The following is a 14,189-nucleotide window of genomic DNA, read 5'->3' on the forward strand; positions in this document are numbered from 1 at the left end:
CATGGCTCATATCTTTGTTTTGATTGGGGCATCAGGAGTTGGGAAAACCACACTAGCTCGATCAGTTATCAAAGCGGTTGATAAACTTATCATGCCTGTGGGAGTTACAACGAGACCACCACGATGGGATGAACGAAACGGTATTGATTATCGTTTTTTGTCTCATAAAAAATTCCAACAATGGATACAAGAAGGCAAGTTCATAGAAACAGCTTTCTGTCGAAATGAACAGTACGGTTTGCTTAAAGACGACATCCTAAACCCTTTAGATAACGGGTTTGATATCTTAACTATTCTGACCAATGAAGGGTTGAAAGAATTCGAAAAGCTTTTTGATCAACAGATCGTATCCTTATTCATAGCCCCTCCCTCAGTTCAAGTCTTAAAGAAAAGAAGACGTCAAAGGGGAAATTGGAAAGTAATAACTGAAGAAGACGATATCTTCGGAAGAAATAGAGCTTATGACTTCAAAATTATCAATGATCATCTAGGTATTGCCTGTCAGAAGATATGTCAAATTAGAGAGTGGGTGAAAACTAAAAACCATTCAGATATCCCGAGTTTGATCCCATAATAGATATAGAGCCCCCTGAAGAATCTGAACCCTTTGATGACTTTGTGATTTATACCAGAGAGAAAAGAGGGATGTTTTTTCTTGCACCTATTCGACTTTTTAATTACAATACACCTATGACAAACGTAGCAGAAAAAGAAAAAACACATAAAACATCTTCTCAACCTCTTACCGAGTACCGCTTGACTCTGCTTGAGAAAAACTATGATAGACTCGAAAATAAGGTCGATAGGCTATCCGATAAGATGGATGCACGCTTTGACTTCCTCATCGATAAAATGGATAAAGAATCTAAAAGAGTCGATGCACGTTTTGAATTCCTTATAGATAAAATGGATAAAGAGTCTAAAAGAGTCGATGCACGCATGGAGAGAGATTTCAGATTGACTTTTGGAGCTTTAATAGCCCTTGCTCTAGGACTAGCAACTATGATGGCTAAAGGGTTTCACTGGCTTTAAACCTTCTACACCTTCTTCACCTCGTAAACACCTATTTCCTTCAACTTTCTTAACTAAAAAAGCTTTGGTGTTATCTTGACTCCCGCAATTTATGGTGTTATTCGAAACAAAGTTGCATTCAATGGTATTACAATTAGTAGATTGACTCCCTATTATGTATCATTTAAAAAAATCTGGCGTTGTTTTATATAAATTCTGAGAGAGGGTTAAATGGATATCAAGAAAATATTATTAGCATCTTTATTGTCATCAACTGCTATAGTAGGAGGTTGTGATCTTTCTGACAAAAAGGCTGCAACAGCTTTGAAGCTTGCACAAGATACTCATACATTGGTGGAAAACACTAGAGAAAAGGCTGAAGAAGCTTTGAACCTTGTGAGAAATGCCAACGGAAAACCAGGACCTCAAGGACCTAAAGGACAGACAGGAGATAAAGGACCTCAAGGACCTAAAGGACAGACAGGAGATAAAGGACCTCAAGGACCTCAAGGACAGACAGGAGATAAAGGACCTCAAGGACCTCAAGGACAGACAGGAGATACAAGGACCTCAAGGACCTAAAGGACCTCAAGGACCTCAAGGACAGACAGGAGATAAAGGACCTCAAGGACCTCAAGGACAGACAGGAGATAAAGGACCTCAAGGACCTCAAGGACAGACAGGAGATAAAGGACCTCAAGGACCTCAAGGACAGACAGGAGATAAAGGACCTCAAGGACCTCAAGGACAGACAGGAGATAAAGGACCTCAAGGACCTCAAGGACAGACAGGAGAACAAGGACCTAAGTGAGATGACTTAACACATAAAGATAAATCAGCCCCCAGGACTTAGTTTGTTTGCAACTTTATCGTCTCTTCTGGACTATCTTATCTGTATACCAGAAGCCAAGAATACAAGCGATAATTTCCTGTTCAAAAGGGCTTAAGATCGAAAGGGGGCTTTTATCAAAAATGCCCTCTTTCACACTCCACCATACCATCATTGGATAAACAATAATCCAAAAAAGAGTTGTTAAAGGGCGTATTAAAGCAGTGAAGCCATCAACCCACTTGACACCGCTTTTGATGTTTTGAGCTTTGATACGAGCTAGTTTTATCGGCTTATCTGCTTTTAACTCTTCAATACCGTATTTGATATCCGCTAAATCAAGTTGTAAAGAACTATCAATTTTGGCGGTTTCTAGTTTCCATTTATCGTATTCGATCGATTGTTTCTTCGTCAGATATTCTGACACCACATCTACTATTCTCTCAAAACTTGAAGGAATAAAACGCAGTAAAAACCTGAATAGTCCTCCTGCTAAAAAAGATTGTATCATTGTTTAAACCATCCTTTAATGTTTAATAGCCCGTAGATGATTGCGGTAAGAGAAGTAACGGCGATTGCTATATTCTTCAAAGCTGAAAAAAGCCATTTCACACTTTTTAGTATGTCTAAAATCTCATTGACACCTTTTTGTTGTTCTCTGTAGTGTTTTTCAAAAAGTTTAAATTGAGAGATAAGACAATCCTGTTTAGAATTTGAATTAGTACAGAATTCAATAAACTCCTCTCTTGTAATATAATAATCTTCTTGTCTTTTAGCCATTATAGTTCTTCCTGTAAGTAATATGTATCTTTCTCTCCAGGGCTTGCAGCTGACCAATCAGATTTACCCCAAACTCGCCATTTTTTGTTACAGTTCTAATGTTTTCAACCTCTGTTCAAGATCATCAATTCTTTTCTGCAATTGTGCGTTTTTGCTTTCGATCTTCTCTAGTTCTTGGATCCTGTTTTTCATATTGTTAAGATCAGAAACGATAGTTTCAACACCATCTAATCTAGTATGCAAAGGATACAAATCCGCTTCTTTAACAAGATTATGAGGAGCTTTAGGAATATTATAATTAACGCCTATATTGTAAGTACTTGATTATACTCATCTTTTTTCCGTATTTTTCATACCTTTTAACGGGGTGTGAGATTTGCTATATTTCCGCTAGCAGGTTTTACCACAGATCTTTCCCCCCTCCATCCCCTTAACCAAATCAATTAAAAGCTGTGGAATGCTATTGACTCTCACAATCTGTAGTTTTTTTTTGTAATATAAAGGAAAACGCCAAAGTATAGAAGAAACAAAAGGACAAATATTCTAAGAGTGGGGGAAAGGAATAACATGGATAGAGTAGAAATAATTGCAGGGATTATTACAATAGTGCTCTTTTTTGCGGTAATAGCAGGAGTAAGCCATGAGTTTTTTCATTTGGTTCTTATGGCTTCTTCTTCCGTTTTTGTCTTCTGCTTTGTTAAAAGAAAGTGTGAAAGTTTTTCTGATGGTTCCGTTATAATACCAATAACTCTTAAAATGGCGCTGTATACTGCGGCGTTCATAGCGTATTACTTCAACATTAGCTCAGCAGATGAGGATGATGATTATATTCCTATGTATGTGCCATTTCTTACGCTAGCTGTAATGATGACGGGCTTCTGTATCTTAGAGGCCTCTGGTTCTTTTGATTGGGAAAAATCGATATTACTTTTAGTGGAAAGGATATGGAAAAAGGAAATCAGCTCAATGCTTTATCGTGCGTATTGCACTCGGACTTTTATCATATATTATAGTATACTTCTTATACTTCAAGCCTACACGATTGCGGCGAAGATCAAGGATAGTCCTTTTGCGATGCCCATACTTTTTATATTTAGCAGTTTGATCACATGTAGGTTAGCGATTCTCATTTGTATTTTGTCGGGGTTTTTGGCACTTGCAATTGCAAATATGGGTATCCTATGGTTTATATCCGTTCCGCATCTATTGAAAGCCATATACCGTATAGTTTATCCAGATAGATGTAACCTACCCAAATACGATAGCCAGCAGATACGATCTGAAACAACAGAAACTCTAGATCGTATACGCCAAGAAAAAGCCCGTAAATTTAGACAGGCACATGCTAAATTTAGACAGGCACATGCTAAACGTTGGTATAATCTTGAACTCAACGATACCCAAAAATACAATAAAATAAATAAAGAATTACAAGAAGCAGAAAAAGAATTACGAGAAGCAGAAGATGAATACAAATACGCATGGTATAGATTAAGACCCTATCTCGATTAGATATGATCAATTATAAAGCTCTACCCCCATCTCTTCTGGACTATCTTATCTGTATACCAAAAGCCAAGAATACAAGCGATAATCTCCTGTGTGAATGGACTTAACAACGTTAGAGGATCAATACTAAACATTCTCTCTTTTACACTCCACCAGACTAATAACGGATAAACAACAATCCAAAAAAGAGTCGTTAAAGGTCTAATGAGAGCGTTAAAGCCATTAATCCACTTAATATCAATCTTAACATTTTGAGATTTTACTCTTGCTAATCTGATGGGTTTATCAGCTTTAAGCTCTTCAATACCGTATTTAATTTCTTCAAGGTTAACTTGAGTGGAAGTGTTAATCTTAGCTAATTCAATCTGCATTTTATTGTATTCAAGCGATTGTTTCTTCGTCAGATATTCTGACACCACATCTACTATTCTCTCAAAACTTGAAGGAATAAAACGCAGTAAAAACCTGAATAGTCCTCCTGCTAAAAAAGATTGTATCATTGTTTAAACCATCCTTTAATGTTCAATAGCCCGTAGATGATTGCGGTAAGAGAAGTAACGGCGATTGCTATATTCTTCAAAGCTGAAAAAAGCCATTTCACACTTTTTAGTATGTCTAAAATCTCATTGACACCTTTTTGTTGTTCTCTGTAGTGTTTTTCAAAAAGTTTAAATTGAGAGATAAGACAATCCTGTTTAGAATTTGAATTAGTACAGAATTCAATAAATTCCTCTCTTGTAATATAATGATCTTCTTGTCTTTTAGTCATCAAAATTAATAACTTCTTGTAACCAATACAGTGTGATGTAATAACTGTCAGTTTTACCCATAATCCTCCATCTTTTACGTGCGTTTTCTGCACTAACTGCCATTGTGTGTTCTTGAGTAGCACTAACTGATATATAACCACTGCTGTTTTCTGAAGGATAAGCCCAATATTCTATATCACTCCCTGATATTATATCACCAATTGAAGCTCTTACACGTAGATTGGCACTTCGTACCATTGTACGACCTTGGAGCAAACCTAGAAAACGAGGTGTTAGTTGTCGTGCTATTTCATCAAAGATAGAGGTATCAGTTCCCCTAATGAAACACTGACCGTGGATATAGACATCCTTGTCGTCATAGAATTTAACACGATCTACAAGGCTTCCGCTCTTATTCTTTGTTGCTATAGATAGACCCGTAATATCCCCTTTAACCACTCTCTTGATCGAACCACCTAGTGCCCCATCTTTATCCTTGAAACGTATAGATGAATCATACCCTCTAGTGTCATCATGTTGAAGCGTGAGCGTATCCGACGTTAACTGCGTTTGTATATCTTGTAGATACTTTCGTGTTTGTGGATCTAAACCTTCTACTTTAGATGAGGCAATTTGTTCTAGCTTACGACCAACATCTTTCGTTTGAGTAGCTAGATCATTGACTATTCCATCTACGCTATTCATCTTTTGTGTTAAAACGGCCATTTCAGATAAATCAATTTGTTCAAGATCATCAATTCTTTTCTGCAATTGTGCGTTTTTGCTTTCGATCTTCTCTAGTTCTTGGATCCTGTTTTTCATATTGTTAAGATCAGAAACGATAGTTTCAACACCATCTAATCTAGTATGCAAAGGATACAAATCCGCTTCTTTAACAAGATTATGAGGAGCTCTGGGGCTATCAGAGTTATATTCTTTAAAAGTTTGTTTCTCACCTTCGAAAATCCTTAAAGCGTTATTATTGTTAATCCACCTTTTAGAACTTAAAATCAAACTGCTTTCGTCTACATCAACTTTAAAATCTCTTTCAGGACTTAATTCTTCCCTGTTGCCATCAGGATATTTAACTTCAGCATGAATCCTACTTGGATCTTTAACAGTCCAAGGAATAACAAAATAAGAGCCAAAAAGACGATAAGACACATCTTTCGATTGTTCGAAGTTATATTGCATCATCCATTCCTTTTCCTTTGTTTTTTATATTTTTGTCTCTGTCTATACACCTCTGCTCGGGCTCTGCCTCCTGGGTTCAGTACATCATCGATAGAATTGCGAACAAAATGGTTAAACGCACCTCTCGCATACCAAAGGTTTTGAAACGGAACAAAAGTGTTTACCAACTCTTTACCAAACTGAGCTTGAGCTTTACCCCGTTGTTTCCGAGTACCTTCATCCCAAACTGCCTCCTTACCTGCAATCGCTAATTTCCCTGCTTGCGATGACCAAGGTCCTAATACATCCCAGCCACTACTGTTGAAGGGCGAAAATCTTTCATAATGCGTTATTCCATTAATAAGAGCTTTGATGTATTCCGTGGGATCACTAAAATCCAATTGTGGCTCTTTCCCAGAAATAAGAGGAACGAGAGTTTTTCTGATTAATTCTTCCCCTAATATACCTATGACTAAAGCTTTGGCTCTGTATACCTGCGACGACACTCCAACTAAGGAACTCGGAATCTCTATAAGATGCATTCTTGACCATGATATCGGCATGACAAGAAACTGTCCCATTAAGCGAGCGAGATTGTTAACACTTCCATCTTTCCCAGTTATCCATCGTTTATCCTGTATGGTAGAACCTACAGAGCCCCTTGCATGTTCTTGCACCGTTGACCAAATAAAAGTTCTGTATTTATTCGCAAGATCACTCTTTAATCTATAAATGTCTTCACCCTTTTTGAGAAACGGAGTTAATTTAGTATCATCAATTCGGTATATGTTTTTATCCGTTAAATAAGTGCCTTTGCCTTTAAAACTTTCTGTATCTGCTAAAGAAAGAAGTTTCAAATCACGTTCATTAAATCTATGTTCGTCAATTATACTTTTAAAAGATTGTTCGCCTATTTTCTTTTTTAATGAATCCATATCTTTAAAATTGCGAGTAAAACCACCGACATAATCTTGTAAGGTGGCAGATAACCCTCGCACCATCATGTTATCTAATGTGGTCAACCCCTGCCAATCCATGGTCTTTTTCGCCATAACCCCGAGAACAGACTGACTATTTGTTTCTAAATCACGGGTAAAACCCGTCGCCATATGTTCTAAACCAACTGTTATACTTTTTATAAATTCTTTTCTCTCTTTGCCTGCCACTGGGGAAGCATTCCAAATATTCGCAATATTCGTTTTCCACGTATATCCCATCCGTTGAGAACCCATAAAAGCACTCTCAATAATTTCTTTAGGTATATACAACGATTGGCTACCCAACTTAGTTATAACCATCCAAGCTGTCGCAGAATCAACAATTTTATCCATGGTAGAAGGTTGTTTTCTTCCCATTGTCAATCCATCCCAATCCATTTGGACTTGCATCTCTTCCTTTTTCAGCTTATTAAGAGCTTTTGTTTTTTTATCCCCTTCTAAACGACTGTTAATATCTTCTCGATCTCTCTCAAACATACTTGCTAAAACAAAGTTAAAATTCTCATTTGCATTAGCCCCAAACTCACGAGCTATGGCAATATCCCTTATGAGATTATCAAACGAACGACTCATCATTCCTTCAACAGTCAAATCAGAACCAAACTCTTTCATCGCCTCAACCAAACCTTGAGGGGTGTAGTGAAGTTGACGAACTTGACGTAATCGACCTCCAAGAGAAATCCCAGAATGATCCTTCCCTCCTGATGCAATAACCTTGTTACGACCCTCACTTGCTAATGTCTCATAAACATCTTCAACAAATTGACGCAATGATCCTTCATTATCCAGTCCTCTTTTTTGATACTCTGCCCAATCAAGACGAGGAAGGGTGCGATCAACGAATTCATCTTTCGTCACTAACGATATCTTCCGAAAATCCATCGGTTGTGGCGTATAGTTATCCCGAGGATTAAACTTTATACCTACGGCTTTCGCCTCCTTAACAAGAAAATCCATCGTCTCATGAAAGATACTTGCAAGCTTTAATGCCTCGGGATTTACCCCTTTATCACCACGAAGAGCACGAAGAAGCTCAGTATGGGCATTGACATCATTCTTAAAACCAAAAGCCTTCGTCCCATAAGTGTGATAGTCCTTAAACCTATCAAATACCTTTGATCGTAAGCCTTTTATCGACATTTCTATCGAACCGCCAGAAGTGGCATGATGGGCAAGACGATGACCTAACTCTGTAACTTGGTTTTCCCCTTTAAATGTGGATAACAACTCATAAGGCTTATAACGATCGGAATCAGAGAAAAAAGAACTTTTGGCTTTTTTGCTTACCCTCTTAATTTGTTGATCAAGGGGAAGATCTGCAAAACCAGCTTGCTTTACACCTTCTTGCTCCCAAGCTATACGGATATGATGTTCGATATGTTCAATATCCACATCACTTAACTTAAGTTCACCAGCCGCTACACGAACTGCATTAATACATTCCTCTTTCATCATTTCACTCCAAATAAACAGTTAAGAGCCACGGTGAATACATCCTTTTTAGACAATTCAATATCTCTGGTAATATGCTCTTTAATTCCTGGTTCATGAGCAAATTGCTGTTCTAAATCGGTCAATCTACGTTCGTATTCAGGAACTTGAGAAGATAAAGGGTCTTGTTCCTTTAAAGCTTTCGGTTTTGAAACCTCCTGCTGAGCAAGGAAATCCTCCCCTTGTTTTAACTGTTTCTTCAACTCAGGACTGAACTCTACTTCAGGTTTGGTAATCATATCCTTGGTCATTAAATCTATCGACTTTGGATCAACATTAATTTCTTCGCCTCGCCTCATTTTCTCAATGGCTTGTTCTAATGTCTGAGCATGAAGTTCAGCCGATCTAGAGGTAGTCGCAATAGCAGGAGCAGAATGGTATATATCATCAATATCTCTTTTAACCACTTGAGCTATATCAACATCAGAAGGTTTGATATCCGGATGTTTCCCTCCTTTACCATGCAACGCTCCTAATCCCGCACCGATAATAAACTCCGTCGTTGTATGGATACCATCCACTTCCCTATAATGTTGGGCTAAATCCTTGTGACCTTTATAATCTAAATACGCACCTATGCTTTGTCGCTCCCCTAATCCAAAAGCAACATTTGTCGCCCCGCCAGTAACCGCCTTTGACACCAATGATTTACCAATAACACCAGAAACACTACCTCCTGCAAAAGTAGTTCCTGTCGTTATTAAAGCTCCTATCTTGGCAGTCTCATGCGCAACCCCCTCATCCCTTAATTCTTTATATCTTCTCGTCCCTGATGCGGATGATGCAGTCGCTAGTCCTATGAAGGGGGAAGCAAGAGCAGTAACTGGGTTAATAGCGGATAGAATAAAACCTGTCCCAAATGCTGATAAAAAATGACCAATGCCATGAGCGACACCACCCATAACACCCACGTCTTCAACAACATTATACCAAGGTTTACTGGTAATCTTATTATGAGGGGTATAATAGCCAAGAGAAGTAGGGATCGAAGTTATAACATCCACCTGTCCCTCTGCCGTTCCTTTGATAAACTCGCTAGGAATACTAGCAACGTCATTAGTGATATTCGTCCAAAATCCATAGTCTGGTTTCTTTGGTGGATCATACCTATAAAAGCCAGCATCCATAGCATGCTTTATTTGTTGCAGAAGCTTCTCTGTTTCAGAATCACTTCTCAGTAACATGTTGACCCTCCTTAGGATTTTCGAGAATTCGTTTAACGGTCTTGTTCTTCTTTTCCTCCGTTACAGCCGTGCTATCCTTGAGTGTCTTTTGTATCGTCTGCTCATGTTCGATCGAATAAGGTGAAACTTCTATAACTAAAGGCGCTCCCGTTTTGGGATTGTGTATATATTCCCTTCCAAACTTAACGAGATACTGTGCAGATCCATCAGAAGTGGGTCCAATATTCTCATACCCGTATTCCTTTCCAGAAAGCCCAGACTCTTCAAAAACCTGTTGAGCAACAGCGGTAAACTTGTTTGTAAAATCTTCAGAAGACATGCCACGAGGGGGAATAAGAGGTGATTTAAAATCCCCCATCGGAACAGGGATATTACCTACGACAGCTTCAAAAGAATGTTGGAGGTTTTTATCGTATTGGGATGCAGGTTGCCTCAAAACCCACTCTTTTAGCGACTGCGTAGGAGCTTCGTGAAACGAATATGTTTTATCGGATAAAAGCTCCCCTGCGAGATGATAACCGACGAGTTTTGATGCTCTGTCAAATTCAGCATCCCCATAATCCCCAATACTTGCAAAAACATTTCCGTATTTTTCTCTAAATCTTTCCTTAAACCATGCATCAAAACGTTCACCTGTTATATCTCGTATATTCTCACCTCTATTACGAACTCGGTATTTATAACCTCGTAAAACATCAGAGGCTACATCGGGATCATCCTTTAACAGCAATCCCACCTCACCCATAACAGGATGCTCAAGACTTTGCATCGCCTCAATCCAAACAGAATTCTTTAAGCCACCGAGACGTTCAGCATAGTCTTCCAAATGCGAGACAACGTCCTTTGATTCCAATTTGTCCAGATATTGAGTTAGTTTACGACTCTCTTCTTTAGAAATTAACGGACTAGAAACTCCATAAAACCCTTTCAATGTCTGCGAAACTTCCCGTCTATGAACAAAAAAATCCCCCCATTTGGAAGGTTCATCAGGCATCTCTTGGGTTAAACCGTGGGTTATAGCCCATTTAATCGGATGCTCTTTTCTTTCCTTGTCGTTCTTATAAACAGCCTTCACACCATCCGAATACAACTTGTTTTTAAACTCCGCTCCAACTAAGTTTTGAACGTCTGGTTTAAGTTTAGTTAACTCTGTCTCTACTTGATCATTAGGCATCAAAAATATCTGATTAATTTTAGGAGCAAATTCCTTTAAAGTTTGAAGTTGAGAGGATAACATCTGCCCACGAGTATTACCAAACAAATGTCGCAAATTATCCTCAGATAAATCCGCATCTTGAATATTTTTAGGAGTAATACCTCGCTCTAAAAATGATGCTATATTCTTTATCTTCGTTCCTACCCTAGATCTTTCCTCTTGCTTGCCCGTCGTACTCGCATTTGCCACTTCTTTCAAAATCGCTATCTTCTTCTGAGTACTTAAATCTTTCCAACCCTCAAAAGGATTTGTGTTGTCAACAACGGTGTCGTTAACAGAAAACGTATCTAATGGAGTGTTATCAACGATATCCGCTATCGTCGATTTGTCATCAATCTTTGAACCTTGCCCTTCTCGCTTTTGTATAAAAGAGCTGAAAACTTGGGGATTGTCGACCATATACCGTTGTGCCTGTGCTAAAGCGGCGTTCTCCCTCGTTGTTCTACGCCTAGCATCTTTCGTAGTAGGATTAAGCGGAAGTTTGTCAATAGCGTCACTTGCAAACTGTACTTTTTCCCTATAATTACTATCCGAGCCGTCAAGAAGAAGAGAGTTAGATACCGACCTCTCTATTTCTCTTATACCTTCTTCCGTCCGTTGAACCTGAAAGCCCAATTTATACTCATTAGCCTTCAGTTGAAAACGAGCCATTTGTTTATTAGACTGTTGTAATATATGACGTCTTACTTCAGGATAATCTAGCTTCTCATGCATCTTTCCGTATAGGGGCTTAATATCGTTGCTCAGTATACTTTCTAAATTCTTCTTAACCTCTTCCTCATTCCCCCCTTGCAAACCTTGAAGCTTCTCGTTAAATACCTTTTCCGCTTCTACCGTAGTCTGCAAAAACTCACTATCCGCCTTAAACGCCGATTGCCTCCTTACTGTCTCTTCTATTAACTTGGTAGATTGATTTAACTTATTAGCTATATCACGCAATCCCTCATCAGGACTATAACGTTGTTGCACATGCTCTTTAACAGGAGCAAATGGGGTCGCCCTTGATATGTACGGAACGAGCTCTGACACCTTATCCTCCTAAACCTTTAGAAAGCCCAAAAGTAACTAAATCCGCAAACGTGCCAAATGCATGTTTCCAGCCCATATTGCTTCGACTTTTAACCAAATTACTAATGTTCCCACGCAACCAATCAGACTCATCCTCATAGCGCTGAACTTTCTTTTGACCAGAACCTAAAATAGTCTGGATCTCTCGCTCCATCTCCGCTAAAGTCTGTCCTAACCATAGTTCTTGCGTAACAGGGGATAGTCCACGAGCAGACATCTGTGATCGCATCTTAGAACTTAAATAAACATGCTCTTTCCGCTTTTGCGATATTTGATCTAATGTTTCCAAATCCGCAAGATGTGCATTATCCTGTGCAAGCTTCTTACGTTGCTCATCTGTTTCAATTTGTGCTTGAGCTTGCGATACATCCGCTTGATAGTCCAAAATACCTTTAGTGAATCTGGATAGAACTGAAGCCCCAGTTAGAAAGAAAGGTAATAATCCTACCATTTTAGCCCCCTGTACTAAAATGAGTTATGACAGCCGTTATAGCTCCTGTATTCGCTCCTTTTTGACGTAAACATAATCCATCTTGCGAGGTAAAACTTCCTCCAAGCGGACAATTAAATTCACCTGATTTCGCTTCGTCTTTCAGCCCTTTAACGGGATACATCTTGTCAAAAGACGTTCCTACCTCTAACCCTTGAGCGTTTAAAACTCGGACACTACTTGATACAACGCGTCTTTTCCTACCTCCCAACCCATTAAAAGCTTCTCCAGTATCTGTACTAGGAAGTTGTGCTAATGATGTATATGTATAACCAATTCCCTCACCCTCAACTATAGAATCTCCTTGTTTGTAAGGCACTATAGAACCATCTAACGATACCTTGACCATTTCACTTTCTTGTTTCATTACATCAATCGAGGATTGAGAAACAGAAGTGCTCTTAAAAACCTCTCTATCACGATATTTGAGATAAAGCCCTATTTCCCTATCCACTTGATCAACAACCTCTCCAGCTTTCTTGAGACTTGAATCTATCTCCTTTATTTTATCCCATGTGCTAGTATTAACATCAACAGAGCCAGAAGATGAAGATGAACCCTCCATCTTCGCTAGAAAATCACGGTACACATCATTATAAATACCGAATTTAGCTTCTAAAGCTGGCGAACCAAACGTATTAGGAAAACGGGTTTTCAAAAATTTAATAAAATTTGAAGCTCTCTCATTAATTCTGCGGGCTTTTGAGATGAGACGATGTGAGGATAGGTAATTCTTAGCGTCCATCTCTTTTATTGCTTCTTGTAAATAACCTGCTGCTTTATCTAATAACTCAATAGCACGCTTCGTGCCCTCTTCCTGACTTAAAGGAGATGTTTTTAAATACTCAAATTCACTAGGCTCCATAAATTTTACGTTTTCAACATCACCAGTTAGCTTATTCACTTTAGCTATTATCTTAATTTTAGAATTAATTAATAAACTGGTATTACCCCTAAGCGTCCAAATACGAGTATTAGCAAAGTTCATAAGGTCATCAATCATATAGAATCGGTTATAAAACCTTTCTATATGAAGATGCGATAATTCATAATCCTTACGCTTCCGTGCCTCTATGGCGTTCTTAAGTCTTTCCTCAGAATCCTTAATAAAGTTCTCAATTTCCGCAATAGTCTTCTCAATATCTTTATCTCTAACCTGTTTAATCAAAAGCTTTTGTTCTTCCAGCATTCGACGTAAAGAAGAAGTCTTTTCCCATGCGTCCTGTCTAGAAATGGAATCTAGAGTTTTTTCGGAGTCTTGAATACGCGCCTCTTTGTTGGTAGTGTCAGTTATTAGCTGACCGCTATAACGTTCCAGCGTAGCACTAAAGGCATCAAATAATCCTTCCTCAACTTTAAACAAACGATCTGATAGACTCCTTGTTCTTTCCGGGCTATTATTGTTGTTGGCAGAAACATACCAAATTAACTCATTACGGACCCTTTCTTGCAATTTCATCGCATATTCCTGCTCGTCTAAAGGAATTAATCCGTTCTTAGCTCGTTCAAGTAGGGTCTCTAAATCCCTTACTTCCCTATCTAGGTATTGCAAAGTAATATTTTGTTTATTATCTGCCATTTTGTTATGTCCTGTTTGTACACTTTTGATATCATTGCGTTCTGCGCCTAAATCACATCCAATTAAAAATAGACTTAAAACCGCAATGCTCACTAATCCTTGATTCATACCT

15 protein-coding genes are annotated in these 14,189 nt (G+C 38.5%); 4 read left to right on the top strand and 11 right to left on the bottom strand.

What is annotated here, in order from left to right:
- Position 1 precedes the first annotated feature (1 nt).
- The 3 genes from CD16_RS05415 to CD16_RS05915 all read left to right on the top strand — a co-directional run bounded on the left by CD16_RS05415 (position 2) and on the right by CD16_RS05915 (position 1,593).
- On the top strand, positions 2–574 hold the full coding sequence (locus CD16_RS05415; RefSeq protein WP_015453025.1) for a guanylate kinase: 573 nt from the start codon (positions 2–4) through the stop codon (positions 572–574).
- Positions 575–645: 71 nt separating this feature from the next.
- Positions 646–1,032: a two-component system sensor histidine kinase AtoS gene (locus CD16_RS05420; RefSeq protein WP_015453026.1), complete on the top strand. Its 387-nt coding sequence runs from the start codon at positions 646–648 to the stop codon at positions 1,030–1,032.
- A gap of 210 nt (positions 1,033–1,242) precedes the next feature.
- The gene (locus CD16_RS05915; protein WP_280177171.1) at positions 1,243–1,593 is read left to right on the top strand and encodes a collagen-like triple helix repeat-containing protein; all 351 of its coding nucleotides are present in this window, start codon (positions 1,243–1,245) and stop codon (positions 1,591–1,593) included.
- 284 nt (positions 1,594–1,877) lie between these two features.
- Here the strand turns inward: CD16_RS05915 and CD16_RS05430 are convergent, their stop codons facing one another.
- From CD16_RS05430 to CD16_RS05745, 3 genes are all read right to left on the bottom strand, one after another.
- Positions 1,878–2,351, bottom strand: coding sequence for a hypothetical protein (locus CD16_RS05430; protein WP_015453028.1), 474 nt, complete (start codon positions 2,349–2,351; stop codon positions 1,878–1,880).
- Complete coding sequence (locus tag CD16_RS05435) at positions 2,348–2,620, bottom strand: hypothetical protein (protein WP_031935143.1); 273 nt, start codon at positions 2,618–2,620, stop codon at positions 2,348–2,350. The genes CD16_RS05430 and CD16_RS05435 overlap by 4 nt, the downstream gene beginning before the upstream one ends.
- Before the next feature lie 87 nt (positions 2,621–2,707).
- Positions 2,708–2,872, bottom strand: a complete 165-nt coding sequence (locus tag CD16_RS05745) for a hypothetical protein (protein WP_015453030.1) — start codon at positions 2,870–2,872, stop codon at positions 2,708–2,710.
- Positions 2,873–3,187: 315 nt separating this feature from the next.
- Between CD16_RS05745 and CD16_RS05440 the strand changes: the two genes are divergently transcribed.
- Complete coding sequence (locus CD16_RS05440; protein ID WP_016062880.1) at positions 3,188–4,132, top strand: hypothetical protein; 945 nt, start codon at positions 3,188–3,190, stop codon at positions 4,130–4,132.
- Between the two features lie 20 nt (positions 4,133–4,152).
- Here the strand turns inward: CD16_RS05440 and CD16_RS05445 are convergent, their stop codons facing one another.
- From CD16_RS05445 to CD16_RS05480, 8 genes are read right to left on the bottom strand one after another with little or no spacing between them, the layout of a single operon-like run.
- On the bottom strand, positions 4,153–4,629 hold the full coding sequence (locus CD16_RS05445; protein WP_016062852.1) for a hypothetical protein: 477 nt from the start codon (positions 4,627–4,629) through the stop codon (positions 4,153–4,155).
- Positions 4,626–4,898, bottom strand: coding sequence for a hypothetical protein (locus CD16_RS05450; protein WP_015453034.1), 273 nt, complete (start codon positions 4,896–4,898; stop codon positions 4,626–4,628). Before CD16_RS05450 ends, CD16_RS05445 begins: the two co-directional genes overlap by 4 nt.
- Entirely contained in the window at positions 4,891–6,075 is a 1,185-nt protein-coding gene (locus CD16_RS05455; protein ID WP_080723996.1) for a hypothetical protein, read from the bottom strand. Before CD16_RS05455 ends, CD16_RS05450 begins: the two co-directional genes overlap by 8 nt.
- Positions 6,072–8,504: a hypothetical protein gene (locus tag CD16_RS05460; RefSeq protein ID WP_244611799.1), complete on the bottom strand. Its 2,433-nt coding sequence runs from the start codon at positions 8,502–8,504 to the stop codon at positions 6,072–6,074. Before CD16_RS05460 ends, CD16_RS05455 begins: the two co-directional genes overlap by 4 nt.
- The gene (locus tag CD16_RS05465; RefSeq protein ID WP_031935145.1) at positions 8,501–9,724 is read right to left on the bottom strand and encodes a hypothetical protein; all 1,224 of its coding nucleotides are present in this window, start codon (positions 9,722–9,724) and stop codon (positions 8,501–8,503) included. The genes CD16_RS05460 and CD16_RS05465 overlap by 4 nt, the downstream gene beginning before the upstream one ends.
- Complete coding sequence (locus CD16_RS05470) at positions 9,708–11,969, bottom strand: hypothetical protein (protein ID WP_016062858.1); 2,262 nt, start codon at positions 11,967–11,969, stop codon at positions 9,708–9,710. The genes CD16_RS05465 and CD16_RS05470 overlap by 17 nt, the downstream gene beginning before the upstream one ends.
- 1 nt (position 11,970) lies before the next feature.
- Positions 11,971–12,459 carry a hypothetical protein gene (locus CD16_RS05475; protein ID WP_015453039.1) on the bottom strand — a complete coding sequence of 163 codons (489 nt, stop codon included), beginning with the start codon at positions 12,457–12,459 and terminating at the stop codon, positions 11,971–11,973.
- A 1-nt stretch (position 12,460) separates the two neighbouring features.
- Entirely contained in the window at positions 12,461–14,185 is a 1,725-nt protein-coding gene (locus CD16_RS05480) for a hypothetical protein (protein ID WP_155714016.1), read from the bottom strand.
- Positions 14,186–14,189 lie beyond the last annotated feature (4 nt).

The sequence above is a fragment of the Candidatus Liberibacter asiaticus genome (assembly GCF_000590865.3).
Taxonomy (GTDB): domain Bacteria; phylum Pseudomonadota; class Alphaproteobacteria; order Rhizobiales; family Rhizobiaceae; genus Liberibacter; species Liberibacter asiaticus.

Coding starts and splice junctions, on each gene's coding strand:
- CD16_RS05415 (WP_015453025.1), top strand. CDS start 2: ATGGCTCATATCTTTGTTTTGATTGGGGCATCAGGAGTTGGGAAAACC.
- CD16_RS05420 (WP_015453026.1), top strand. CDS start 646: ATGTTTTTTCTTGCACCTATTCGACTTTTTAATTACAATACACCTATG.
- CD16_RS05915 (WP_280177171.1), top strand. CDS start 1,243: ATGGATATCAAGAAAATATTATTAGCATCTTTATTGTCATCAACTGCT.
- CD16_RS05430 (WP_015453028.1), bottom strand. CDS start 2,351: ATGATACAATCTTTTTTAGCAGGAGGACTATTCAGGTTTTTACTGCGT.
- CD16_RS05435 (WP_031935143.1), bottom strand. CDS start 2,620: ATGGCTAAAAGACAAGAAGATTATTATATTACAAGAGAGGAGTTTATT.
- CD16_RS05440 (WP_016062880.1), top strand. CDS start 3,188: ATGGATAGAGTAGAAATAATTGCAGGGATTATTACAATAGTGCTCTTT.
- CD16_RS05445 (WP_016062852.1), bottom strand. CDS start 4,629: ATGATACAATCTTTTTTAGCAGGAGGACTATTCAGGTTTTTACTGCGT.
- CD16_RS05450 (WP_015453034.1), bottom strand. CDS start 4,898: ATGACTAAAAGACAAGAAGATCATTATATTACAAGAGAGGAATTTATT.
- CD16_RS05455 (WP_080723996.1), bottom strand. CDS start 6,075: ATGATGCAATATAACTTCGAACAATCGAAAGATGTGTCTTATCGTCTT.
- CD16_RS05460 (WP_244611799.1), bottom strand. CDS start 8,504: ATGATGAAAGAGGAATGTATTAATGCAGTTCGTGTAGCGGCTGGTGAA.
- CD16_RS05465 (WP_031935145.1), bottom strand. CDS start 9,724: ATGTTACTGAGAAGTGATTCTGAAACAGAGAAGCTTCTGCAACAAATA.
- CD16_RS05475 (WP_015453039.1), bottom strand. CDS start 12,459: ATGGTAGGATTATTACCTTTCTTTCTAACTGGGGCTTCAGTTCTATCC.
- CD16_RS05480 (WP_155714016.1), bottom strand. CDS start 14,185: ATGAATCAAGGATTAGTGAGCATTGCGGTTTTAAGTCTATTTTTAATT.